General features: G+C 36.1%; 21 protein-coding genes and 2 tRNA genes. 11 read left to right on the forward strand and 12 right to left on the reverse strand.

Going from position 1 to position 24,283, the window contains the following annotated elements; genetic code table 11:
• The first annotated feature begins 140 nt into the window (after nucleotides 1-140).
• Together ACPZ3T_RS13540 and miaA are read left to right on the forward strand one after the other, a co-directional pair.
• Nucleotides 141-314, forward strand: coding sequence for a hypothetical protein (locus ACPZ3T_RS13540; protein ID WP_490276876.1), 174 nt, complete (start codon nucleotides 141-143; stop codon nucleotides 312-314).
• Nucleotides 315-341: 27 nt separating this feature from the next.
• A complete protein-coding gene (miaA, locus tag ACPZ3T_RS13545; RefSeq protein WP_490276877.1) occupies nucleotides 342-1,241 on the forward strand; it encodes a tRNA (adenosine(37)-N6)-dimethylallyltransferase MiaA in 900 nt (299 codons plus the stop codon).
• A gap of 40 nt (nucleotides 1,242-1,281) precedes the next feature.
• Here the strand turns inward: miaA and ACPZ3T_RS13550 are convergent, their stop codons facing one another.
• On the reverse strand, nucleotides 1,282-2,010 hold the full coding sequence (locus ACPZ3T_RS13550) for a Uma2 family endonuclease (protein ID WP_490277214.1): 729 nt from the start codon (nucleotides 2,008-2,010) through the stop codon (nucleotides 1,282-1,284).
• A 367-nt stretch (nucleotides 2,011-2,377) separates the two neighbouring features.
• Here ACPZ3T_RS13550 and glcD point away from each other — a divergent pair, with 367 nt between their 5' ends.
• The 6 genes from glcD (at nucleotide 2,378) to ACPZ3T_RS13580 (ending at nucleotide 10,671) form a co-directional block, all read left to right on the forward strand.
• Nucleotides 2,378-3,850 (forward strand): glycolate oxidase subunit GlcD, encoded by a 1,473-nt coding sequence (gene glcD / locus ACPZ3T_RS13555; protein ID WP_490276878.1) that lies wholly within the window; start codon nucleotides 2,378-2,380, stop codon nucleotides 3,848-3,850.
• A gap of 248 nt (nucleotides 3,851-4,098) precedes the next feature.
• Nucleotides 4,099-5,334: a glycoside hydrolase family 10-like protein gene (locus ACPZ3T_RS13560; RefSeq protein ID WP_490276879.1), complete on the forward strand. Its 1,236-nt coding sequence runs from the start codon at nucleotides 4,099-4,101 to the stop codon at nucleotides 5,332-5,334.
• Nucleotides 5,335-5,439: 105 nt separating this feature from the next.
• Nucleotides 5,440-6,009, forward strand: coding sequence for a hypothetical protein (locus ACPZ3T_RS13565; RefSeq protein WP_490276880.1), 570 nt, complete (start codon nucleotides 5,440-5,442; stop codon nucleotides 6,007-6,009).
• Nucleotides 6,010-6,345: 336 nt separating this feature from the next.
• The gene (locus tag ACPZ3T_RS13570) at nucleotides 6,346-8,604 is read left to right on the forward strand and encodes a GAF domain-containing protein (protein WP_490276881.1); all 2,259 of its coding nucleotides are present in this window, start codon (nucleotides 6,346-6,348) and stop codon (nucleotides 8,602-8,604) included.
• A gap of 60 nt (nucleotides 8,605-8,664) precedes the next feature.
• Nucleotides 8,665-8,736: transfer RNA gene (locus ACPZ3T_RS13575), tRNA-Lys, on the forward strand.
• Between the two features lie 420 nt (nucleotides 8,737-9,156).
• Complete coding sequence (locus ACPZ3T_RS13580; protein ID WP_490276882.1) at nucleotides 9,157-10,671, forward strand: tetratricopeptide repeat protein; 1,515 nt, start codon at nucleotides 9,157-9,159, stop codon at nucleotides 10,669-10,671.
• A 274-nt stretch (nucleotides 10,672-10,945) separates the two neighbouring features.
• On the opposite strand, the gene ACPZ3T_RS13585 is transcribed toward ACPZ3T_RS13580, so the two are convergent.
• The 3 genes from ACPZ3T_RS13585 to ACPZ3T_RS13595 all read right to left on the reverse strand — a co-directional run bounded on the left by ACPZ3T_RS13585 (nucleotide 10,946) and on the right by ACPZ3T_RS13595 (nucleotide 14,338).
• On the reverse strand, nucleotides 10,946-13,603 hold the full coding sequence (locus ACPZ3T_RS13585) for a hypothetical protein (protein ID WP_490276883.1): 2,658 nt from the start codon (nucleotides 13,601-13,603) through the stop codon (nucleotides 10,946-10,948).
• 64 nt (nucleotides 13,604-13,667) lie between these two features.
• Nucleotides 13,668-14,084 carry a hypothetical protein gene (locus ACPZ3T_RS13590; RefSeq protein ID WP_490276884.1) on the reverse strand — a complete coding sequence of 139 codons (417 nt, stop codon included), beginning with the start codon at nucleotides 14,082-14,084 and terminating at the stop codon, nucleotides 13,668-13,670.
• Nucleotides 14,085-14,191: 107 nt separating this feature from the next.
• The gene (locus ACPZ3T_RS13595) at nucleotides 14,192-14,338 is read right to left on the reverse strand and encodes a hypothetical protein (RefSeq protein WP_490276885.1); all 147 of its coding nucleotides are present in this window, start codon (nucleotides 14,336-14,338) and stop codon (nucleotides 14,192-14,194) included.
• A 136-nt stretch (nucleotides 14,339-14,474) separates the two neighbouring features.
• On the opposite strand from ACPZ3T_RS13595, the gene ACPZ3T_RS13600 reads away from it, so the two are divergent.
• Entirely contained in the window at nucleotides 14,475-14,900 is a 426-nt protein-coding gene (locus tag ACPZ3T_RS13600; protein ID WP_490276886.1) for a hypothetical protein, read from the forward strand.
• 536 nt (nucleotides 14,901-15,436) lie between these two features.
• Here ACPZ3T_RS13600 and ACPZ3T_RS13605 read toward each other — a convergent pair.
• From ACPZ3T_RS13605 to ACPZ3T_RS13615, 3 genes are all read right to left on the reverse strand, one after another.
• Complete coding sequence (locus ACPZ3T_RS13605) at nucleotides 15,437-15,934, reverse strand: hypothetical protein (RefSeq protein ID WP_490276887.1); 498 nt, start codon at nucleotides 15,932-15,934, stop codon at nucleotides 15,437-15,439.
• 571 nt (nucleotides 15,935-16,505) lie between these two features.
• Nucleotides 16,506-16,718 carry a hypothetical protein gene (locus tag ACPZ3T_RS13610; RefSeq protein WP_490276888.1) on the reverse strand — a complete coding sequence of 71 codons (213 nt, stop codon included), beginning with the start codon at nucleotides 16,716-16,718 and terminating at the stop codon, nucleotides 16,506-16,508.
• A 780-nt stretch (nucleotides 16,719-17,498) separates the two neighbouring features.
• Nucleotides 17,499-18,935: a site-specific integrase gene (locus ACPZ3T_RS13615; protein WP_490276889.1), complete on the reverse strand. Its 1,437-nt coding sequence runs from the start codon at nucleotides 18,933-18,935 to the stop codon at nucleotides 17,499-17,501.
• Nucleotides 18,936-19,010: 75 nt separating this feature from the next.
• Here ACPZ3T_RS13615 and ACPZ3T_RS13620 point away from each other — a divergent pair.
• Nucleotides 19,011-19,079, forward strand: a tRNA-Lys gene (locus tag ACPZ3T_RS13620).
• Between the two features lie 437 nt (nucleotides 19,080-19,516).
• Here ACPZ3T_RS13620 and ACPZ3T_RS13625 read toward each other — a convergent pair.
• From ACPZ3T_RS13625 to ACPZ3T_RS13635, 3 genes are all read right to left on the reverse strand, one after another.
• Complete coding sequence (locus ACPZ3T_RS13625; protein ID WP_490276890.1) at nucleotides 19,517-19,747, reverse strand: hypothetical protein; 231 nt, start codon at nucleotides 19,745-19,747, stop codon at nucleotides 19,517-19,519.
• A gap of 529 nt (nucleotides 19,748-20,276) precedes the next feature.
• The gene (locus ACPZ3T_RS13630) at nucleotides 20,277-20,921 is read right to left on the reverse strand and encodes a hypothetical protein (RefSeq protein ID WP_490276891.1); all 645 of its coding nucleotides are present in this window, start codon (nucleotides 20,919-20,921) and stop codon (nucleotides 20,277-20,279) included.
• Nucleotides 20,922-21,432: 511 nt separating this feature from the next.
• Nucleotides 21,433-21,759 (reverse strand): YbjQ family protein, encoded by a 327-nt coding sequence (locus ACPZ3T_RS13635; RefSeq protein ID WP_490276892.1) that lies wholly within the window; start codon nucleotides 21,757-21,759, stop codon nucleotides 21,433-21,435.
• Nucleotides 21,760-22,509: 750 nt separating this feature from the next.
• Here ACPZ3T_RS13635 and ACPZ3T_RS13640 point away from each other — a divergent pair.
• Complete coding sequence (locus ACPZ3T_RS13640) at nucleotides 22,510-23,190, forward strand: tetratricopeptide repeat protein (protein ID WP_490276893.1); 681 nt, start codon at nucleotides 22,510-22,512, stop codon at nucleotides 23,188-23,190.
• Between the two features lie 128 nt (nucleotides 23,191-23,318).
• Here the strand turns inward: ACPZ3T_RS13640 and ACPZ3T_RS13645 are convergent, their stop codons facing one another.
• Both ACPZ3T_RS13645 and ACPZ3T_RS13650 read right to left on the reverse strand, forming a co-directional pair.
• Nucleotides 23,319-23,468 (reverse strand): hypothetical protein, encoded by a 150-nt coding sequence (locus ACPZ3T_RS13645; protein WP_490276894.1) that lies wholly within the window; start codon nucleotides 23,466-23,468, stop codon nucleotides 23,319-23,321.
• 37 nt (nucleotides 23,469-23,505) lie between these two features.
• Nucleotides 23,506-24,279: a pantothenate kinase gene (locus ACPZ3T_RS13650; RefSeq protein ID WP_490276895.1), complete on the reverse strand. Its 774-nt coding sequence runs from the start codon at nucleotides 24,277-24,279 to the stop codon at nucleotides 23,506-23,508.
• Nucleotides 24,280-24,283: the final 4 nt, after the last annotated feature.

The raw sequence follows: 24,283 nt of genomic DNA on the forward strand, positions 1-24,283 counted from the left end.
CCATAAGTTTTTTGAATTAATTCCTGGATATTGCAAATTTCACAGATTTATAACATACACTAGGGGGTTTTGAGTAGAAAAGACAAAAAGCTTGTAGCGTCTGGTATGGGAAGTGTTGAAGGCTTCAAGATTTTAGCATAGTGCGGGGAATTGGGCAGGGGGCAGGGGGCTGGGGAGACAAGGGAGACAAGGGAGACAAGGGAGACAAGGGAGACAAGGGAGACAAGGGAGACAAGGGAGACAAGGGAGACAAGGGAGACAAGGGAGACAAGGGAGGAGATGAGAAAAACTGTTCCCTGTTCTCTGTTCTCTAATGACTATTGACTAATGACTAATGAGTAATGACTAAATTAATTGTGATTTGTGGTGCTACGGCGACGGGGAAATCTGGGTTGGCTTTGAATTTGGCGATGCGGTTGGGTTCTGTAATTCTTAGTGCTGATTCGCGTCAGGTTTACTGTGAGTTTAATATTGGAACGGCAAAACCAACGTTAACGGAACAACAATTAGTTCCTCATTATTTGATAGATATCTGCGCTCCCCAAAACACCATGACGGTAGCAGATTATCAAGAACAGGCGCAAAATTTAATTAATTCCCTTGGTGTTTCTCCCCTGTTGTTAGTGGGGGGTACTGGTTTGTATATTCGCTCGATTGTACAGGGGATGAAGATTCCTAGAGTTGCACCGAATTATGAATTGCGATCGCAACTCGAATCACTTGGACAAAATACACTCTACAGTATGTTGCAGCAAGTTGATCCCACGGCTGCACAAAAAATTCATCCCCATGATCCTGTACGAACTTTACGAGCTTTAGAAGTATTTTATGTCACGGGGATTCCAATTTCTGAACAGCAAGGAGAAAATCCCCCAGACTATCCGATTTTACAAATTGGTTTAGATTGTGATGTCGAAAAATTAGCACAACGTATTTATCAACGCACTGAGCAAATGATTAAAGATGGTTTCATAGCAGAAGTTGAATATTTGTGTCAAAAATATGGTGCTGATTTACCTTTATTGAATACTTTAGGTTATCAAGAAATCAAGCAATATTTAAGGGAAGAAATTTCTTTAGAAGCAGCTCAAGAATTAACAGTTTTGCATACACGACAATTTGCCAAACGCCAACGGACTTGGTTTAAAGCATATCCTCAAATTGAATGGTTTGATGCTAATGATCCTGATTTGTTAGAGAATGTTTGGCAACGTATACAAGAATTTATCAACAATACGTAGAGACTTTTGATTAAAAGCCTCTACATATCGTGTTTAAAATTTACACTGAATCAGGATCAATTCCCATTGCTCTTAGTCTTTCTGCTAGTAACTGAGCGCGTTCTTCTGCTTGTTCAGCACGTTGTTTTTGCTGTTCAGTACGTTGTCTTTCCTGTTCAGCGAGTTCATCACCAGTCAGTAAAACACTACCATCTTGATAGCACCAGCGTAACCAAGTATCTTGTCTACCTTCAAATTCACCTTCCCAGAGAGTGATACCTAAACCCACTTGTTCTAACCAAGTTTCGGAGGTTTCAAAATAGCGTCTTCCCCTCAATTCATAAACCCGTAGGATGTTTTCTCCTAATTGCTGAGTGGAATCATAAACAATGTAGTAACTGACTCGCATTTGTTCATAAATTTGCAGCTTTTTACCGAGTTCGTCACCTTCTTGATTAGAAACAATTTCAATCACGACTTCTGGAGGTTTACCAAATCGCCACACCATATAACAGCGATTTTGTTTCTCCCACCAATTTTCAGGCACTTGAACATCTAAGCTGAGGAAAACATCGGGTACAATTGCAGGCTGTTTATCTGCGTGATAAATACCAACGTTAGCTTCAGCTAAAAAAGTCTGATTTTGGAAAGAACTATAAAGAGAACCGACTAATAAGCGTTGTTGTTTGGCAGATGCAAAATTGTCCACTGGTGTATCATCTTCAGTAATTAACTGGTTGGCATCTGGCACATAGAAATCATCATTATTTATGAGAAGTTGCTCAACCATGATTTTATCCATTGATTTAAGAGCGTTATTTCTAGGTTAATTGATTGCGATTGAAATATTTCTTCTGTAGATAAGTAAAACAACTTAAAAAAACAAACTATGTTAAGTAGTGTAAAAACACTAGGATTCCGTTCGTAGTAAGGACTTTAGTCCTGGTTTGTTCCCTGCCGGACGCTCCGCGAACGGAGAGAACGCAGAGAGAACTAAAGTTCTCACTACAAACCTTAAAACACGAAAAAATAAATTATCGGAAATTTATTTTTTCGTTTGGAACTACCCTAGAGCGATCGCCTCATCATCCCCTGAAACTGCTATTCTGGCCACAATAGTAATTAAACTAACCCACCTGGCAGTTAAATAAAAATCTATGCTTACCCAAGATAAACAACAACGTAACTGGAAACCTATCATCAAAGCATTCGAGGCTGTGCTTGGTACAAATGGCGTAGTGCAACGGCGTGAAGAACTCATCACCTATGAGTGTGATGGTTTAACTAGCTATCGTCAACGTCCGGCTGTGGCGGTGTTACCACGCACAACAGAACAAGTGGCGGCGGTAGTGAAGATATGCAACAAGTATGCTGTACCTTTCATCGCACGGGGTTCAGGAACTGGTTTATCTGGCGGCGCGTTACCTTCTGATGACTCAGTTTTAATTGTTACTTCTTTAATGCGGCAAATTCTGAATGTAGATTTAGATAATCAACGCATTTTTGTACAGCCAGGAGTAATTAACAGTTGGGTAACTCAGACTGTCAGTGGTGCTGGATTTTACTACGCTCCTGACCCATCAAGCCAAATTATCTGCTCCATTGGGGGAAATGTAGCGGAGAACTCTGGCGGGGTGCATTGCTTAAAGTATGGTGTGACTACTAACCACGTTTTAGGTTTAAAAATCGTCACGCCAACGGGGGAAATAGTCGATTTAGGGGGAGAAATTCCCGAAACTCCTGGTTATGATTTAACAGGTGTCTTTGTTGGTTCGGAAGGTACTTTAGGAATTGCTACAGAAATTACCCTCAGAATCCTGAAAAGTGCAGAATCAATTTGTGTACTGTTAGCAGATTTTACGACTGTAGAAGCTGCCGGGGAAACTGTTTCTGATATTATCAGTGCGGGGATAATTCCTGGTGGTATGGAAATGATGGATAATATTAGTATTAACGCTGTAGAAGATGTGGTTGCTACTAATTGTTATCCGCGTGATGCTACAGCGATTCTGTTAGTTGAAATTGATGGTTTAGAAATCGAAGTTGCAGAAAATAAAAAGCGGGTTGCGGAAATTTGTAAGAAGAATGGGGCGCGGAATGTGACTTCTGCTAGTGATGCAGAAACGCGCTTGAAGTTGTGGAAGGGAAGAAAAGCAGCGTTTGCGGCGGCGGGACATTTAAGCCCAGATTATTATGTGCAGGATGGGGTAATTCCTCGCACGCAGTTACCCTATGTTTTACAAGAAATTGAGGCATTAAGTCAAAAATTTGGTTATCAAATTGCCAATGTATTTCATGCTGGTGATGGGAATTTGCATCCATTGATTTTGTTTGATAATGCTGTTCCTGGCGCGTTAGAGAAAGTTGAGGAATTAGGTGGAGAAATTTTGAAGCTTTGTGTCAGAGTAGGCGGTAGTATTTCTGGAGAACATGGTATAGGAGCAGATAAAAAATGCTATATGCCAGATATGTTTAGTGATGCTGATTTAGAAACTATGCAGTGGGTAAAACAAGTTTTTAATCCCCAAGGTTTAGCAAATCCTGGTAAAATATTTCCGACACCACGCACTTGTGGCGAAGCTGCAAATAAAAAGAATGATCAGCAGTTTGCAGGTGTAGAGAGGTTTTAATTTAGTTTGTAGTAAGGACTTTAGTCCTTGAGAATTTAAGATAAAGGGCTAAAGCCCTTACTACGAACCAAACAAGTGTTCACTGCTAACTACTCAATAGTTAAATTCAAGCCAAGATGTAAAGTGACAAGTTTTTATTTGGCAGTTTACATCTTGGCAGTTTATTATGATATTTCTACATTATCCAGAAAAATCATGATTGATTGCGTATTGCTCAATTTATCTACCCAACGAAGTCAAAACCATACATGAATCGGTTGGCAAAACTTTGTTTATTTTATGTGCTGTGTGTACAACTTATATTGTCCTTAACAATATTTTCTGATCCTTCATTATCTAATTATCAAGAAAGCAACAATCTACCGACTACAACAGAAATTCGTGGAGTTTGGCTCACTAATGTAGCCAGTGGTGTGCTTTATGTGCCTTGGGGTATTGAGCGGGCTGTCAATCAACTCTCTGCACTCAATTTTAATACTATTTATCCTGTAGTTTGGAATCGGGGACATACTTTTTACAAAAGTAATGTAGCTAAATTATTTACAGGTAGAGATGTTGAACCTTTGCTAAATACTGCACATGGTGGGCAAGATGTTTTAAAAAAGTTGTTGAATTTAGCTAAACCGAAAGATTTAACTGTCATTCCCTGGTTTGAATATGGTTTTATGACTCCTGCTGACTCGGAATTGGTGAAGCGTTATCCTGATTGGTTAACAATTGGCAAGCGAGGGGAAAAAACTATTAGTGAAATGCTACCGGAAGATAATGAGCCGACGAATAAATTAGCTTGGCTAAATCCCTTACATCCTGAAGTGCAAGAGTTTATTTTGTCGTTAATTTTAGAAGTTGTTAGTAATTATGATGTTGATGGTATTCAAGTTGATGATCATTTTGGAATGCCTGTACAGTTTGGTTATGACTTCTTCACTATTGAACTATATCAAAAAGAACATCAAGGTAAAAGTCCTCCGAGTGACCCTTTGAACCCAGAATGGATGAGTTGGCGAGCTAATAAAATTACTGGGTTTATGGCAAAAATATATAAAGCGGTGAAGGAAATAAAACCTAATATGAAAATTTCTTTGTCTCCTAATCCGCAATCTTTTGCTTATAAGAATTATTTGCAAGATTGGGAAACTTGGGTAAAAAATGGTTTAATAGATGAGTTGATTTTGCAGGTTTATCGCAGTGATCAAAGTAGTTTTTTATCAGAATTAAACACACCATCGGTTAAATTGGCACAAACTAAAATTCCTGTAGCGATTGGGATTTCTACAGGGACTTTAAGGAATCCAGTGAAAATTGCACAGGTGCAAGGACAGGTACAAGCAGTGCGCGATCGCCAATTTTTTGGTATGTCTTTCTTTTACTGGGAAAGTCTGTGGGGTTACATCGCACCAGAATCACCCCAAACACGCCGTAAGGTTTTTCGTGATTTGTTTGCAGCTAAAGCCAACAGGCCATTGACAATAGGGAGGCAGTAGACAAGGTAGACAAGGTAGAACAAGTGTGAAGAGTTAGGGTTAATGCTATTGACTAATGAGTATTGACTGTTCACTATTGACTATTGACTAATAACTTTTGACTAAATGATGACTTCTGCTCAAACATCGTTAAAATTTGTCTTGCTGTGGATTTTAGCGACTTTTGGCGGTTTTTTGGCTAGTTTGTGCTGGATTGAAATTGGCGAACGAGCAGAAATTGGCGTAATACAGGCGGCGATGGGAGGAATTGCGATCGCACTTCCCCAAAGTCTCATTCTCAGAGAAAATATCTACACTATTCGATGGATTATCTTAACTGTCACAGCTTGGGTACTACTCACCGTTATAGGTATGGGTGCAATCGGTTGGAGTGTACCAGCTTCCCAAATTCTGGCTTTGAGACTCTATTTTGGGGCATTATACGGAGCATTTGGCGGCTTTGCCATTGGATTAGCCCAATGGTTAGCAATTCGTCAGCCCCAGTCTTGGGCTTGGCAATGGATTATAGTTAATTCTCTCAGTTGGGCTGTGGCTTTACCTATTGGTTACACTCTGGGAATCATCTTACACCGCATGACTGGCTTATTTTTAGGGGAAGTCTTAGGGTTAGCCATCACTTGGCTGATAGTTGCTATCCTCACAGGTATAACAGCTTATAAATTAGTCAACGAATAAGTAAATTAATAGATAATTTATTAAGAATAATTACATTAATTAATGTAATGCTCTGATATTACTTAAGTATATGCAACAATCGTAATTAAATCTTAATAAAAAAAAATCCATAAAATTATCCTAGCTTACAAATGCGTTTTAACCTTCACAAAGTAGGATTTGTTAAGCTTATTGCTATTAATTTGCCTGTATTTCTGATAAGAATTAAAGAAAGGCTCAAATATCGTAAGCAAAAACCAACAATAATTAGATTGAGGCACTAGAACCCTTTTATAAGGGCAAAATTCTCCAATGAGGTGCTTCAAAGAGTCATTACTATCGGACAGGGACTCTCCCATGAATATCAATTCATTAGAATCTAAGGTCAAGTTGCAGCAAGAATCTCATGTTAATCTGATTTTTGGCACAGCAGTAAACGAAAAAAGTAGTGGTGAACAGCTACTACTAAGTATGTATGACTCTGTGCAGACATCTATCTTTGTGGTGGATGTTTTAGAGAATGGAGATTTTTGTTATGTAGGACTTAATCCTACCCATGAGAGATGGATAGGTATGAGTTCACAAGATTTGCGGGGGAAAAAACCAGAGGATATTCTCACCCCCGTAGATGCGGCGCAGGTGCGTCAGCGTTATAGTGATTGCGTGCGCTTGGGGAAAACTATTTCCTACGAACAATGTTTACAATTTCAGGGAGTGCTGACTTGGTGGAGTACAACGCTTACGCCATTGCGGGATAATAGCTCTAGAATTTATCGGATTATCGGTACTAGTAGCCATATCACCCCTGCTCAACAAGTAGCCCAAGCTAGAGAAATTCAAGCAGAGCGAGAACACATATCAGCAGCAATTATCCAAAAAATTCATGATTATTTAGACTTAGATGTTATTCTCCATGAAACTGCTCAGGATTTGCGAAAATGGTTAAATTGCGATCGCATTCTCATCTATCAAATGCAAGCTAACACTAATGGAGTAGTCATTGCTGAAGCTACAGCCAAACCAGACATTTCTCTGTTGGGTAAAAGCTTTCGAGATCCCTGTTTAAATAGTAAGCACCAACATCAAGGGCGATGTTGCACTCAAATCATTGAAGATATTTATCAGACTGGGATTAATACTTGCCAAAGAGACTTTTTAAACTCATTGCAAGTCAGAGCGCATTTAGTCGTGCCAATTTTATCACGGCGGAACGTCTGGGGGTTATTAATCGCTCAATATTGCCATGAACCCCACCAATGGCAGCAAATAGAAATTGATTTTGTACAACAACTAGCAACCCAACTAGGAATTGCAACTCACCAGGGAGAACTACAACAGCAAATCAAACATCTGAACCAGGAACTAGACTTACAAAAACAGGCATATCAAAATCAGTTCCAGCAGACAAAAAGCTTTCAAAGCTTAGTTACCAAAATTACTGCATACATCCGAGATCATCAAGATGAAACGCAAATTTTTACTCATGTCACTCAGGAATTAGCCCAGTTACTACAACTTGAGTCTTGTTATATCGAACTCTATAACTCTGATTGCACTGTAGCTAGTGTTGTGTGTGAGTATACAGATACCCAGCCTACATACCAAGGCATCAGCAGAAAGCCTGGAGATTTGACAGAAATCTATCAACCACTATTGGAAAAACAACATTTCCAGTCTGTGGAAATAGTACCCGGATGGCATCCCAAACTACTAGTAATTACTCAGCTAGCCTGTCCTATTTTTGACCAGCAAGGTATTTTAGGTAATCTTTGGCTCATCAAACCTAACCAAGAAATGTTTAACGAGCTAGAAATTGGCCTAGTACAAACTTTAGCCTATGAATGTGCGATCGCTATCCGGCAAACACGGCTCAATACTATCAAACAAGCACGCATCAAAAAACTAGAAACCAGAGAACGCCTGACTCAACAATTCCTTAAAAACCTCTCCCATGAACTCCAAACACCCATCACAAATATTAGTCTAGCGGCTCAAACCCTCGAAAGTATTCTTTTACCTAACGGCACATTAGATATTGAAATCGTACCCCAACTCTTGCAGATTCTACATAACGAGTGTGGCAGAGAAAGCAGACTCATTAACGATTTACTCACACTCATTCATCTAGAAACCAAACCCGAACCCCCAACACTCATCACTGTTGACTTACAAACCTGGCTTCCTCCCATCGTCGCATCTTTTTTAGACCTCACTAGCTGCCAAGGACAGCAATTAAAACTAGATATTGCTGATGTCATCCCACCCTTAGAAACTGATATTACCGAACTAGAGCGAATTGTCACCGAATTACTGAGTTATGTCTGCAAATACACACCACCAGGAGAATCAATTACAGTATCTGCTCAAACAACAGCCGCAGAAATACAAGTGAGTATCATCAATTCTGGATTAGAAATTCCTATCCATGAGCAAGTTCGCATATTTGAGCCATTCTATCACCTATGCAAAAATGACCCTTGGAAATATAGTGGTACAGGCTTGGAAATGGCTCTAGTCAAAAAAATGGTCAGACACTTGGGTGGCTCGATTCTTGTAGAAAGTATTGCCAGTCAAACTACATTTATCATCAAATTCCCCGTATCCACTAAATCATAGTCCTCAGTTGATTTTATATTGACGAATTAACTATAATATTGCTATTGTGATTGTCTGCGTGGGTGACTAGCTCAACGGTAGAGCAGTAGACTCTTAATCTATTGGTTGCGGGTTCAAATCCCTCGTCACCCACTACCAGCCATCCATTTTTTCTCTCAGTTTTCTCTCATGGCGCAAGTTTAATTTACCCTATGAGAAGTGATAGGAATGGATGGCTGGAATAGAAATAATTTATACTTAATACTTATTAATATAATTTAAATTTATAATTTGCTGATACAAGCTGTCTCTCAGAATTTCTTAAGAACTTACTAGAAAAAAGCTTGAGTTATTTTCGCCTATAAGCCTTATGTTTTCTGTTTCAGATGTGATTTATCATTCATCACATCCAAAGCTGCTTTAGAGGCTGTTTATAGTGATGTATTAAATTTAAATAAAATTAAGTATTCTCCCTATAGTTATAATCTATACTTCTTCATTTTTCGTGCAAAATGCGTTACTGTACAAGCATTTTTGGGAAAAATAGAATGAAAGTACATAGATTTCATCCATATGTCAGACATTGATATAGAGCTACTTCAAAAGAAACTAAATGATAGTCGAGCTAAATACGAGTCTCGGAAGGCAGAACTTAAGAAGCAGGGAATTAATCTAAGTGTTCCAGAACTTGATGTACATAGAGAACTAGCACAATTAAGAAATGAATATATTAATTTAGAAAATGAATTATGGAAATACAAGCTAGAAAATCAAAAAAAAGCTAAAAAAACTGTTGAAAAAATAGCTAAACAAGTAGATAAACTACATAACACTGAAGTGAACTCTTCAGGGATAAACGAATCAGAGACAATTTATGTATTTGAGCAACAAGTTATTAACGAAAATTTAGAGATTGAAGTTGAAAATATATATATACTAGAACAACAGACTATTCACGAAGATATAAAAACTGAATTTGAACAAATAAGTGATAAGCTATGGGATGCTTTGCTGCGAAAAGTTTTAATCAACATGGGTGTTTTCATTTGGAAGGATTTTATTAATTCATCAAAAGAAGGCAAGATGGGAGCAGTGGCTCTTGGAAGTGCTGCGACTGTAGCGAGTTTAGCGAATGATGGGAATATTGATAGCTTAGAAGCTCTTGGAATTATGGGAGCAGTCTGGCTAGGTAAACAAATTGGAGAAGTATTCACATCAGCCGAAAGCTTCTACAAGGAAGGCATAAACTTTGCTGATAAAAATCAATATACTGAAGCAATTATTAATTTTACTAAAGCTATTAATAAAAACAAAAAATACATTGAAGCTTATTTTGAAAGAGGTAAGGCGTATTTAAATACAGGCAATTTTGCAAAAGCAAATGATAATTTTGGACAAACTATTTCATTATGTCCATCACACATTGAAGCTTATAAAAAAAGAGCAATAGCTTGTTATGCCTTAAAAAATTATCAGGGGGCAATATCAGATAATACGTTTGTTCTGGAATTACACCCAAATGACTCAGAAAGCTATTTTAGGAGAGGAATGGCTCATCTTGGTTCAAAGTTATATACCAGAGCAATTGATGACTTTAGTACAGTAGTTAAATTGAATCCTAAACATTCTTTAAGCTATCTCATACGTGGTAACGTGTACCTTTCTATTAAGAAAAAGCCAGGTGAAGCAATTCGTGATTTTAATCATGCTATTCGTATAGACCCTTCTCTTGATGAAGCTTATTTAGGTCTTGCAACTGCTTATTCTCAATTAAAGCACTACAACGCTGCTATTGAAGAGTATTCTAGAGCTATTTTGAGTAATATCAAAGATATCAGGATAAATGCTTATGCAGGACGTTGCTTTTCACATCTAGCATTGAATAACAAGTGGAAAGCTAGATATGATGCTTATATGGCAGGATTAAAAGTAAAACAACTCGCTTTTAATAGAACAGAAACTCTTGCTTTTACAGCTATACCAGTAATTTTGTTAGCAATGATAATGTTTGTTAGAAGCATCTCTCAAAATTCTTATAAAACATCGGTTTCAATACAACCAATTACCATCAGATTTTTCACTAATTAATAATTCTTATTTTGTTAGTTCTAATTGCTTAGAAGTCTATCATCACATTGACGAAAATCATTCAAAGCGAGAGATTAGTATTTATAAAATATTTCATGATTAACTTGTTATAGGCACATAAGTTTTTATGTCTAAAATAACATCAGCTTTTAATACCTTTATTTCTGGTATAACAATACTCCAGCTAATGTAATGATTACTATTAAATACTTGTAAAAATGGGGTATGTTATTTACACATACCCTTACGTATACTGGGTTAGTATTAAGCTAAATTACAACTTTCTAATTGTCGTGTAATCGCTTACATTTCTTAGTGGAAAATTAGTATATGCCACTACTCTTGCATCAGTCCGAATTAATCGCGCTCTACCTATTGCCTGTTCTAGCTGCTCCTCAATAAAATGAAGCTGTATTTTACGCAATTCTTCATTCTCGAACGTATTAAAGTAGCACTCTATCCCGTTATGGGTAATCATTTCACTACTCATCCTAAAATCACTAGCTTTGATTTCTATTCCCAATGCAGCCGCATACAGCAAATAATCAACCATACTCAAATGTGGTGTACCAGCTACTACTAAATCTCTGCCTTTATATTCGTCAAAGCCCTCAGTTTTACCAAAATAAATGTCAGGTACAGCGTTAGCTATTCTGCTTTGGAAAGCATTAAACGTTATCACAGGTAAACCATCAGTACGTTCGTTTAAATACTCAATTACTTTCTCTTGGCTCATACTGCGCCTAGAGTAGCTGTAGCTTCTATCCTGTTGTAAAGTTCCTTGTAGCTCTACATTACTTAAATCAAAGAATTGTACTCTATCTCCATAGAGTTTACGGTATATAAACTCAGAAGCTGTAGCCGATACTATAATTATTTTCTTATGGGCTAGGAAATCATTATTTAAGCTATTATGCTTAATAAAGTTTAGCTCTCTTACATTGTCACCTGACTCTGGTAAACTTTGCACAAAATAATCACTATCTAAAAACCGTAATACTTCGCTTGTTAAGTCTGCATGACATTCTTTTAATATTTCATCTTCTAATTTGTTGTAATTATTTAATCCTAGTGTTGCCGTTCTTTCGATAGTAGACGGGATATTCCATTTGTCTAGCCATTCAACATATTTATCCAATACATATCTATCCTGGTAATTGCGAACTACATCAACCAATAGCCGCAAATCCCCAAAGGTTACTTTCCCATTTTCTAAGATGTTTTTTAATGGGTCTTCATCAAAAATATAGGTACTGTGTATAAAGTCTACATGGATAGCTTGAGAATGAGTAGTTAGTACAGTATTACTACTTTTATAAGCATCAAACTTATTGAGTATATATCGTTTTAAAGCAGGATTACGTTTACTTTTTGTATTTATAAATTTTGATGCTGTATCATAAGCTCCAATTTGGTAGTAATACTCCAGTTGTTTTTTAATTTCTGAGGGAATGTCGGCGGGTAACTGTGGTGTTACTTCTAATTTGCTGTATGTAGAGAACAGTTCAATTTTTTCGCGCTTTAAAGCATGGTTAGGAAAGGCTACTACAGCTTTTAAGTCCATTTCACCTAATAACTTAGCTAATTGTGTAGTACCACCTAATCCCGTAGCTTTCTTAATAACAATAATGGGGTTGCCTGTGGCGTTTAAGGCACTTACTAGAGTATCCTCTAACTGCTTCTCTGCTACTTCTAATGTCATAGTTTCTACTGTTTCTACAATTTTCCAATGATATTTATTAATTCTTGCTGCTTCATAAATATTACTGAATCTACAATCCTCTTGATATGGGCTAAACCCATGTAAACTCATTACGTGATAATTACTGTGCTTACATACATTAACTAAATAATATTTTTCAGCACTGTATTTAGGATTACTACTGATTATCTGTTTGTAAAACTTCTCTCCACCTTCTATGTATTGCAATGCTGAGGCTATCCCAAATAGCTTTGGATGAAGTAATTTTTTCCCACTAGCGAAATCATTGAGTATTTTTACTCGTTGGCATAATTCTTCAAAATTTACGTGTCTTAACTTCTCATAGTTCGGTGGTGTTGAGTAGTCAGGGATATATACTCTACTGCCCTCTCTCTCTGTAATGAGTTCATTTGTTGAAAGTGTTTTTGGATTGATTTCTCCACTTTCCTCTATATATATAGAGGGTGAGGGAGATTTCAATCCAAATTTTCTTTCATACCTTTTTAAGTCTCTGGATAAAGTATTAGTATTACTAACCCTGACACTGCAACACCGGGAAGCTAGTTCAAGTTTAGATAAGTTTAAATACTTATCGTACTGAGGGTAGAATATTGAACCTACTTTGCTACCGTAGAATTTTTTCTCAGCACCTTTACAGGCAGTATCCGCTTCTGGGAATACAACAAAAAGCTGTTCAATTAATTTCTTAAAGCGGGAAGCATCTGTAATAGTTTCTTGTAGTTGAAATACAAGCCTAAACTTGTGTGTGGTGTCACTGTGACTTAATGTAGTATAACCAAAACAGAAATCAAGATTATACTCATAAGCTCTAATTAAAGCTTGAGCAACACTAAAGTGGCGGCTATCCCAGATAGGTATATTTTCCCCATCTATCTTATTATCAAAATCTAGAACCAGTATAGAAGCTGACACAAAATTACTAGCTTTAACACCACCTTCTAAGTAGCTCCATATAAAAGTATGACCACATTCTATTCTGTACGCTAATTCCCAAGCTGTAGCGTGTAAAGTCCATTTATGTTTGCGCTTTTTGAGCGTAGTAATTGCTTTTACACCTTGCTCTTTATTTTTTACTGCAACAGTATCAATAATTAATTTATGTACTTTGCCTATTTTATTGCGTCTACTGTACTTACTAACAAATGCCCTGTAGGTACTAATAATTAATTTAGATTGTGCTTTAATATTAATTAGTATACTTGTATTCATAATGTAACTTATAAGTTTTTTAATAATTTTACAGTCCCCTAGATAGTTACTAGGGGATATTCATTTATTCAAAGAACTCCTGCCATTTGCGAAATTTAGACTGATTCATGAAAAAATCTCGCTTATTCTCACTCTCACGTAAGATATTCAATCGAGCATTCTTTTGGTGATAAGCAGCGAAATCATTTAATATTGCTGTAAGGCTATCCTTAGATTGCTCGAAGATAGTCAACAAATCAATTTTGCGTTCCTTTAAGAACTGGTATAGTAGCTCCCTAAATGGTATTACATGATTAACTTGTACTTTGCGCGGATTAGTAATTCGGTATCCAGTCCAGTCAGAATAGTAGTAACCATTAGGATGCAATTTACTAGCTTTAAATTCAGCTATTTGGTCACGGATAACTTCACGACATAATTGACTAAAGTTATCCAATATTTCTTTATGTGGGTGTTTTTTGCGTTTTTTACTTTGTTCCATAGCACTCTGTATATTTGTTTACTAGTTTTCAATATTTAGAAAAGTTAGGCATATGTTCTATTAGTTATTCAGCTAATTTTCGGTTAGATTACTTTCTAAAGTTTCCATTACACGTCTACTAATTCTTTAGCTGATTTTAAAATATCTAACTCTTCTGGTGTAATTTTATTTAAGCCAAAACAGATTAATCTTTCCTGACTTATACCTAGTTCTTTAGATTTATTAACTAAAAAATCTCTGGTTTTGCGGTTCATTCTTACCGATTTTACTACTATGTCTTGTTTCATCTTTCTAATGTAGCATTTGTAGTATATTAATAATATACCAGAAAATAAAAATTCATGTAATGCCAATTTGACCAGAATAAACAATAGTAAAAATTAAAAGATTATGAAAATCAAAACAAGCTTTTTAGAAAAACTGATAAATGGCAGAATCAGAGCCATAAATAAAGCTGAGAGAATGAGAGCTTTAGGCGAAAAAGTAAAGCTAGATATTCAAAATATGAATAATATCCAGTATCAAAACATTGGGGATTATGAATTACCTGTAAACCCTTCACCAGCATTCAGCTATATGCGTATGCTGGCAACCTTTAGCGACTGGGAAGATTATGGTACTGGCTTTACACCTACCAGAGTTAGAGCATTGGAGATTAAGCGGAAATATCAGCCACTAACTAAGGCTGAGGAAAAAGAGTTGATATTCTGGGAACGCACGAGAAACAAGAAAGCCCTGGAGGATGAAGCGGAACAGAGACGCGATAACAGAATGATATTTGGTGAACTCAATAAGAACTTAAGACACTGGTTATAGGCTGAAACTATAAACCCCTATTTTTAGTAGGGGTTAATTTTTAAAAACTGTTTTTGTTTGCTAAAACTGCTTACTGTTGCGCGAAAATTCGTAAAAGCTGTAACAGGATAGTTTCTAGAGACTGTAGAGCCGCTTTAGTTGTGCATACACATTGGTGTATTCAGTGCCTTATTTTTACACAATTTGGTGTATTCGCTGTATATAGGTATTAAGTCTTTAGACCTATATCAGTACCAGTATCATAGATAATTGCATATGGTAATCATAATAAATATGGATTAATAAATCCCTTACTTTATGTGTTTGTGCGCTATTGCAAAATAGTAGTTATTTGGATTTAATAACCAAGCTAGCAATATATTTCTATCTAAAATCTTAGGTCATAGCATAACGGATACAATTACAGCTAACACCTATCAAAAATTTGTAGTTACTGACTGGCAAGAGATAACCAAAGATTTAGGTATAAACACCAAAGCAATGATTAATCGTAACGGATGGAATGAAGTGTAATTTAATAAAGGTCTAGTTTGAATCTAGACCTCATTAAACATCTTTAAAAGCATAGATATTGAACTTATTTTTAAATTTATTTCATCATCCAAGAAAGATATTAAAGAATTAATACCATTCTGAAAGTCGTTATAATATTCTAATCTAGAATAACCACTAAAATCAGTACGTGAAAAAATGTCTATAATTTTTTCAAAGTCATCATAATTGTTTATGATAGATTTAATACTATAAATTTCAACACAAAAATTAATCAAGAGTGGTTGAATATCCTTTAATAAAAATTGAGAATTTAAAAGATTATTGTCTTTATAAATAAAAAGTATCTTGGCACTAAATTCAAGAGATAATCTCTTTACTTCATTTAATTTATCCAAATCTCTTTGTAAATTACTAATTAATACATCACGATTTTTTATTTTAATACTAGCTCGTAAACTATTTTTTGCCACTATCAAACCAGCACTCGCAGTAATACAAGCAGCTAATAAAGGGATATAAATTTTTAAATCAAAATCCATATGGTTCTAACTCATTAAATCAACAACAGATAATCCACTTAAATAGGTTGCCTATCATATGTATTCAAGGTAAGCTGGTCTCAAGAAAAACATACGGTCTCTAACTTGAGTTATGAGCAGGTTAGAGATTTTTATTGGTTAAGTAGATATCCGAAAAACCAGCTAGAAACAGTTTACAAAATTCATTAAGCAGTTTTTGGGCTTGTCTATCCACCATAGACCGCATAACCAGAAATAGAAAAATCAAGGTAAAAATCATTAATAACAAAGATTCTTTGGGCATATAAGAACAAAAAAGAAAATACAAATTGAATATAATATGTTTTATTTTGAATGTAAACTCCATACCTAATAAGGTGGGGTGTGAAGGATAATAACGGTGTTGAGTGTATGGCAAGAATCAAAGAACTATTAGAAAAAGAGTTCCAATAATAAAGTTTAAGAATATAGGTTCTCTATGCCCGACGGAAAATATAGGTTAAAATAATAAAGCTCTTACCTGTTCCCAGCAAGTAAGAGACTTAAGAATATCGCTAAACTAATGAACTTCTGTGTTGTTTAACATAGGAGTTTATTTTGATTCTGAGTGTTCAGACTGCTTTAACTCAGATTTTTCAGGTATATTGCGACCTGTTAACGCACCAATACTAAATGTAGCTACCTGTAGAAAAGCTTGACGACTATTAGCATCCTGATAGGAAAATACTAATAAACCAACTAGTGAAACTATGGCAACAATAGTTAAAGTAAATTCTCTAAATGTCGGTTTAGCTTTAAATAACATTTGCTTGAATTAAATACAACAAGTTAATAATAAAGGACAAAATCAATAATAAGAACAGAAAAGTATCCCAAATTGTGCCTTTAACATTCGCATTGATATATTTCTATGATAAAAGGCTAATTATCATTTAAAAACTTATGGTAATTAAGTATGACCATCAAGCAGATAGCATCACATTAGTAAATATAAATACTCATAAACTAGGAGAATAAAAAAGTGTCGGCAAAATTTTTCTAAAAATGGCTGAAACACTTACTGTATAAGGCTTAAATAGGGACACCGATTTTCGACCTAAAAAAACAGTGCAAATTGGTGTAGTAAATTTGTGGGAAGAGATTTCACAAACTATATATGAGTGCCAAAGATAATGATAGTGCTGAGAGTATGGCTAAAATCCGTGAAATATTAGAAGAAGAATTTAGTTAATAAGTATAAAAATATACTAAGTTTTCAGTGAAATTACACGCGTATACTCTCCCCACTTTTTTGAAAAAATGAAGAGAGAATACGCACTTTTAGAAGCTGAAACCCTTGTAAAATAAGGAAAAATTTTTTGGGGTAGGTATAGGGGTGAGAGAGTGAAAGTATAAATAAAATGTCGCGTGTTATATCACTCACCCACTACGTACACCCCAATCACTAACCAAGCTGGTAACGCACCAACGCACAGTCACCCAAAGCAACCTAGACCCTAATAACTATCGTGATTAAGCAGCCTACCCAGTCCCAATCAGTTCTAGACCCCAAAGCATAGGTTAATGTACTTGAACAATGTGACGGTTATTTTAGCTTGATTTCATCCTCATACACGTTATAAATAGCAGCTAGTAATTGGATTGACTTCTCATCAGTACATCCCAATTTTTGAGCTATTGTAATTGCTGAATGTAGTGGAATAGCTTGGTTAGTAGACTGTGTAAGTAAATCTAGTGTTGTTTTAGTTGTTTGTCTTCTTTTGTACACAGTATCATTCATGCTAGGGGAATGACCTAATGACATTGCTCTTTTTTCTAAAGGTATTCCCGCCATCATGCCGTTAAGGTTAGCTAAGTGGCGTAAGGCATGAGTTTGAGTGAACTTAGCATCTTTCGTCCAATTACACAATTTTTGTCTAGCCGTCTTGGTGTATTTATGACGTATTGATATAGGATTATCAGTTCTCAGAGTTACTTGTGGTAACTGACCTGTTTTAATCTCTAGTTCTTCAATCAAATTAGGATGAGTAGGCGGAATGAGCGGTACTGCTAACCTATATCCTGTTTTTGTAGTAGTGCCTAGCAAAGTCTCACTGCCCACAACTGCAACCATATCTTTATTATTAGGGTCATTTAATGCAGGTATGATTACACCGTCTTTAGTTTTAAATACTCTATCAATATTTTGAACAGCGAATACTTCACTAATTCTGAAACCATAAACTACTTGCATTGAAAATACAAATAGCCAAGATTTGCGAGATTCTATGTCATAACGTTTATCTTCATCTGGAATATCTAAAACTTGCCGTCTCAAGCTTAAAAAGTCATCAAGTGAAATGTTTTGTAGGTCATCTCTAAATTTAACTTGTCTTAAATCAATTTTGCTCAAATCCTTATGTAGTGAAGCAACCGAATTTATTTCTGCTAATTTTTTCATGGCACGAACGCACATTTTAAAATTCTTTGTACCACGCTCTTTACTATCAATTACTGCCATGACATCGGCATTATTTACTATTTTTTCTAACGGTAAAGATTTATAAAATCTACCATACGTGTCATACCAGCAAGTTTGATGTGATGGATTTTTTTTATCTCGTTTCTGTTTTTTGCCGTTGTAACTATCCCAGTAATAATTTTCTACCGCTCTAATTGCCTCTTCAAAGGTAATTAGGTCATTTTTAACTACGTTCTTTTCAAGAATGACCTCATCGTACCAATTCCAGAACGCTGATTCACTGCTAAACCGTCCTAATGCTTCACTGACTTGTTTAGCTTTGTCCAATGCTTTAACTATTCCAATCTCGGTAAAATCGCAGTTACAAGCTTTTGCAGTACGTTTATCGCCTAGTTTGAATTGTAGTAGTATGTATGTACCAGATGTCTTGACTTCTCGTTTTAGTCCTACACCTTTTGGTGTTTGCTTCTGTATTTCTTTGAAAAGTGCTAATAAGCGTTCATACCCGATTAAGTGATTACCTAAATTGCTTGCTGTGCAAGTCTTAGAAGTATCTCTCATTTTTCTCTCAATCCAGTAATTAGGTTGAGAGAAAACCGATAATAAATAGCGGCTATAATAGGTTTGGCGAGTCGTTGACTAGCTCAACGGTAGAGCAGTGGACTCTTAATCCATTGGTTGCGGGTTCAAATCCCTCGTCACCCATTCGCTCCCTACATCCTGTTTTCAGTCTTGACTAAATTTTGACTAATTTAATGAAATATCCGCACCTGAGAACGCTTTCAGAGTGGGGATATTTTTTTTGCAACCATTGACTAAATCTTGACTACTCTAGTAAAGCTTAAATTGTAGTGGCGTGGCAAGGCTAAAATAGTGCATTAAATGTAGGTTGGGTTAAGCGCAGCGCAACCCAACATATATCTCGTAAACTCAACACGGATATTTGTGTTGGGTTTCCTTACGTCAACCCAACCTACAACTTTTTTGCAACATTTAAGGCTTGCCACGCCACTACTTAATATTTACTACTTAATATTTACTACTTAATATTTACTTTATAAATAGGCTCTAAGGCTGCTCTATGATGTTCAGATTTAGTATTTACAACGTAAGCTAAAACATTTGTCTCTAAATAAATTATTCTAGATTCTTTGACCATACAACATACTACGATTAAAATCTGCTAAAATTTCACTCTCAAAAAATAAATCCTGAAAATTAACTTCTTTATTTTCAGTAGTAGTTGATTCTTGTTCAGTAGATATTTGAAGAATATCTAATTGATTTTTAGCCTGAAATGCCTCAACAATAGCTTTGATTTGTTCAATTTGTTCTGGTGTTAATCCAGAGATATTAATTGTTTGGCTCATCATATTAATTTGGGTAGTAAAATTTAATTTTTTGTTTTATATTCTTTGATATTACTATACAAAGAAGCGAATAAACAAATAAGTTTTCGTAAAGTTACATCTTATTAGCGTTTGCATCTGTATCAAATTGTTTGTGAATTGGTATAAATTTAGGTTTAAACCTAGCCATCCAATTATTAAATCTTGCATAGTAGTTATAGATAACCTGTGTAAATATACCAGCATCTATGCACTACCCTCACCTTGACTCAGTACAAGCGTTAGAGGCTGTTTTAAACGACCAAATAGCGTTATACAGTAGATTCGATGTTGATGAGGTACAGCAACTGATTGAAAAAAGTAATGAGTAAGAAATTTACTTATTACTCATTACTCATTACTCATTACTCATTACTTATTATTTATTACTTATGATGTACCTCACTTACTTCAAAAGTGCTGTAAATAGTCTCAACTCCTGATTTCAGAACAAAACTCGTTACTAGTGAAGACTAGATAACGAGTGTAGACATGGGTTATTTGTGTTGAATTGTTAAGTATTATGGTAGCCACTGGTACGAGGGCTACGAACTCCAACAGCTGCACCTATCAAAGCCGCAGCTAAACCTAACAAAGAACCAAACACAAACCACCATAAACCTCTAGAAGTAGCAGCCGCAAGATCACGAGCTTGTTCAGGAGTTAACTGAGGGATATTCTGTGGTATTACCACGCCTCCTGGTTGTTGTACTTGGTTGATAACTGCTCCAGCATTGTAAGCAGCAACACCAAAAGCACCAGACACACCACTTGCTAGTAACCAAGAACTCAAAGCTAGAGTAGTTGCCCAAAGAATTGCGCCGTTGAGGAGAGCTGTATTACGGTTCATTGGCCCACAAGCGCGACTTGTTACCCAACCCCCAACGAACAGAGAAATTAATAAAGCAATCGTTGACCAAATTCCTACATTACCTGCAATATTAGGTGTGATAGTTCTAGGCGCGCCTGAACCAGCAATTGTACCTGCGCCAATAGCAGCAAAAAAGGAACTTAAAATTAATTGTGTCGCTAAAGCAACTAATACACCAGAAATAATTGGCCCCCAGCGCACACGGTCATGGTATTCGCCTACTCTACCAGCTACCACCGCAGGTTCAGGCTGGACAACATCGTCACCTACTCGATTTATGTATGACATAATCTACTTTCTCCCTTGCTATTTTGTTGAGCAAAGTATTGTCTAGTTATTTATTTTTATGCTTACGTTAAAATTAAATGGTGATTTTCTGATTTTAATATCTATCAGCAGTAGGAGTTATTAGCTCTATCGAGAGTAGTAAGAAATAAGTGTATTTGCATAATTTAAATTTTACTTATTATTCTGTAACTTGGCTTTTTGTATTAATTTTCTAGGTTTTCGATAAAAATATTGAATTTACTTTTTGTAATATTATCTAGACTTTTCAGAATTTACTATTATGTCTGTTTAATCAAATAAATCAAGTTTAAATTATACGTGATTAATCATACTAATGATGAGCTTAATACTCATAAAGTATGCCCAGGTTATAACTAAAGATATATAGCCATGCTCTGTGATTTGTGAATACTGTCCGTTAGAAATACGACAATTAAACCAAATCGCCATTCGCCATTCGCAATGGACAATTATTCCCAGAAATTATTAATACTGATGCACCCTAATTATACTAACGTAATTTCACTGCCGTACCTGTGGCAGTGATCAGTAACAAAACGCCTGATTGATCTACATTAATAGTACCAGTGTCAATTTCAATGCCAATCACAGCGTTAGCTCCCAAACGCAATGCACGTTGTTCTAACTCTTCTATGGCTTTCTTCTGGCCTTGTTCAAATAAACGCTCATAACTACCTGTACGTCCTCCAATCACATCTCGGATGCTAGCAAAAAAATCGCGGAGGAAATTACTACCATACACGACTTCCGCCGTAACAATACCTAAATATGCGTCAACGACTCCACCTTGAATCACATCAGTTGTAGTTAAAATCATCTAAAAACCTCACGGCTGTTGTTCCTCCATTTTAGCCACTGGAGAAAAAACGACACGGGGGACTTGAGCATTAGAGCATTACAGATACAGCACTTTTGAAGTAAGTGAGGTACACCATGAGTAATGAGTAATGAGTAATGAGTAATGAGTAATGAGTAAATTTCTTACTCATTACTCATCACTTTTCAATCAGTTGCTCTACTTCATAAACATTGAATCTGCTGTAGTTTTATTTGCTGCTACTGACAACTTACGTGTATTTTAGACATCAAACAATATACTGATGTTAAAAATACTAACAGTGTTCTTATTTTAACATTCTACAATTTTAGTCACATTTTGGGATTGGGATAAATTTTATCTGAAAACGAGGATAAATTTTGGATAGTTAAATAGAAAATTTAAATAAATTATGTGTATAAATTACTCAGCATGATTACATCAATTAATTGTGCTTTAATCGATACATAGCAAGAGTTACAGTGTAATTATATCTAAATTTTATAGATAAAATAGTGGTGATAAAAATTTAATTTACATATCAATTTTAATTAATTGCTGCTGTATATTTAATAGCTTATTAACAATAATTCAATACAGTAGTATTTCTGATTTTTTGGCGTTATCTACTGCTAGCGAATATACTGAATATTAATATTTTGTGAAGGTAGACAAATACAGTTTTCAAAAAGTAAATTTTTTGTTTTAATGAACAAGAAAAAAGTTCACCATAATTTAGGGGGATTTACTGTGTACAAACGCATATCACTTATACTTGGTGTTTTGTTATTGGGATGTGCTAGTGTTAGTATTCCTTCTGAGGCGCAGGCGCAAACATTGATAGTGCAAGCCAATAGAGCAGAGTTAAAGCAATTGTTGGAAGAAGGAAAGCGATTAGTAGATGCTGGTGATTATGATGGAGCGATCGCAGTTTATCAAAGAGCGGCAACTATAGATAATCGCAATGCAAGAATCCATTCTGGTATCGGGTATCTTTATGCTCAACAAGGAAATTTACGGGCAGCATTAGCATCATATCGTCGCGCGATCGCCATTGACCCCAATAACAGTGATTTTTACTATGCTGTTGGTTATATTAAAGGCAATATGGGCGATACTGCCGGCGCAAAAGAAGCTTACCGTCGCGCCATACAACTCAACAGAGGTAATCTTAACGCCTATATCGGATTAGGTATCACCCAATCCCGAATGGGAGACTATACAGCCGCTAACTGGGCATTCGAGGAAGCAATTAAACTCGACAGGAACAATGCTCAAACTTATGAATTTATGGCTGCAATGTATAAACAACGCCGACAAACTAAACAAGCTACCAACCTATTGCAAAAAGCCCGTGACTTGTATCGGCGGCGCAATGACTCTGATGGAGTAGCAAGAGTAGAAGCGATGTTGCAGGAGTTAGGAGGTTAACATTTCGTTGAATTTTCGTCTAGTCAGTTGGACAAAAATATCTTCTAAACTAGAAGCACACACTATCATCCCATTTTATCTGTCTATCGATTCAGATAATTGTTTGCTGATACTCCCAACTTTGCGCGCTATTTTCTGCTAGCATCTAATTGCTTCATCACTAAACCTTCATCGTGAACTGAATGCAACGGTTGTAAAATTTCTAAGCAAATGAGTTTACCAATATCCATAGTCCCAATACGTCCTGGTTTAGATAATAACGAGTCTTGACATAACAAAAAGTCCCCCAGTTCCGTGTCACGCACTGGGGGATGATTAACTATGAAGCGTTTTTTGCATTCCCCAAAAGATTAAATTTGGTTCTACTATTAAACGTTCGGCGATTTCAGGATATAAGACTTGTAGATAGTTGAATAGTAAAATGCGATCGCCTCCTTTAATTGCTACTTTACTATCAGGAAATAATTGCCACCAGTCTGTAATAAAATCTCTAATTCCTGCCAATAAAGTGTAAATTACACCGCTTTGAATTGCTTCTGGAGTATTTAATGCAAAACGTGGCGGTAAAGATTGGATATTCTCTATATTTAATTGTGGTAATTGTCCGGTTTTTTGACCTAAACTCGCCAATTGTAAACCCAACCCTGGTAAAATCGCACCCCCAACTAAACACTTTTCAGCATCCGCACCAGTAAAAGTTAATGCTGTTCCCGCATCAATGACCAACATCGGGAAACCCCAAGTCATCCCCGCACCCCACAAAGCCAAAGCGCGGTCAATTCCCAGTGTAGGATATGTATGTTTGAGGGGTATTTGATCTAAAGTGATGACACGCACATCAGGATATCTTTCCCAAAGCGCGGTTTGCTGCGGTACAACAGAGGCGATAACTACGGGTAAGGGCGAGTGGGTAACAGCAAGAGGAAATTGTGAAATTATTTCTTTTTCCCAATCCCCAATCCCCAATCCCCAATCCCCAGTCCCTAGCAAAGTCTCACCGCTAAATAAACCCCAATGCAGGCGGGAATTACCAATTTCTAAGGCTAACCAGATATTCTCAGTGTATGTTGGATCTTGGTACGGTTTCACACTT

The organism is Aliinostoc maniaoense (assembly GCF_058172895.1).

Coding starts and splice junctions, on each gene's coding strand:
- ACPZ3T_RS13610 (WP_490276888.1), bottom strand. CDS start 16,718: ATGTTATTTAAAGCTAAACCGACATTTAGAGAATTTACTTTAACTATT.
- ACPZ3T_RS13615 (WP_490276889.1), bottom strand. CDS start 18,935: ATGAGAGATACTTCTAAGACTTGCACAGCAAGCAATTTAGGTAATCAC.
- glcD (WP_490276878.1), top strand. CDS start 2,378: ATGCTTACCCAAGATAAACAACAACGTAACTGGAAACCTATCATCAAA.
- ACPZ3T_RS13605 (WP_490276887.1), bottom strand. CDS start 15,934: ATGGATTTTGATTTAAAAATTTATATCCCTTTATTAGCTGCTTGTATT.
- ACPZ3T_RS13550 (WP_490277214.1), bottom strand. CDS start 2,010: ATGGTTGAGCAACTTCTCATAAATAATGATGATTTCTATGTGCCAGAT.
- ACPZ3T_RS13625 (WP_490276890.1), bottom strand. CDS start 19,747: ATGATGAGCCAAACAATTAATATCTCTGGATTAACACCAGAACAAATT.
- ACPZ3T_RS13565 (WP_490276880.1), top strand. CDS start 5,440: ATGATGACTTCTGCTCAAACATCGTTAAAATTTGTCTTGCTGTGGATT.
- ACPZ3T_RS13630 (WP_490276891.1), bottom strand. CDS start 20,921: ATGTCATACATAAATCGAGTAGGTGACGATGTTGTCCAGCCTGAACCT.
- ACPZ3T_RS13590 (WP_490276884.1), bottom strand. CDS start 14,084: ATGGAACAAAGTAAAAAACGCAAAAAACACCCACATAAAGAAATATTG.
- ACPZ3T_RS13600 (WP_490276886.1), top strand. CDS start 14,475: ATGAAAATCAAAACAAGCTTTTTAGAAAAACTGATAAATGGCAGAATC.
- ACPZ3T_RS13585 (WP_490276883.1), bottom strand. CDS start 13,603: ATGAATACAAGTATACTAATTAATATTAAAGCACAATCTAAATTAATT.
- ACPZ3T_RS13570 (WP_490276881.1), top strand. CDS start 6,346: ATGAATATCAATTCATTAGAATCTAAGGTCAAGTTGCAGCAAGAATCT.
- ACPZ3T_RS13580 (WP_490276882.1), top strand. CDS start 9,157: ATGTCAGACATTGATATAGAGCTACTTCAAAAGAAACTAAATGATAGT.
- ACPZ3T_RS13595 (WP_490276885.1), bottom strand. CDS start 14,338: ATGAACCGCAAAACCAGAGATTTTTTAGTTAATAAATCTAAAGAACTA.
- miaA (WP_490276877.1), top strand. CDS start 342: ATGACTAAATTAATTGTGATTTGTGGTGCTACGGCGACGGGGAAATCT.
- ACPZ3T_RS13635 (WP_490276892.1), bottom strand. CDS start 21,759: ATGATTTTAACTACAACTGATGTGATTCAAGGTGGAGTCGTTGACGCA.
- ACPZ3T_RS13560 (WP_490276879.1), top strand. CDS start 4,099: ATGAATCGGTTGGCAAAACTTTGTTTATTTTATGTGCTGTGTGTACAA.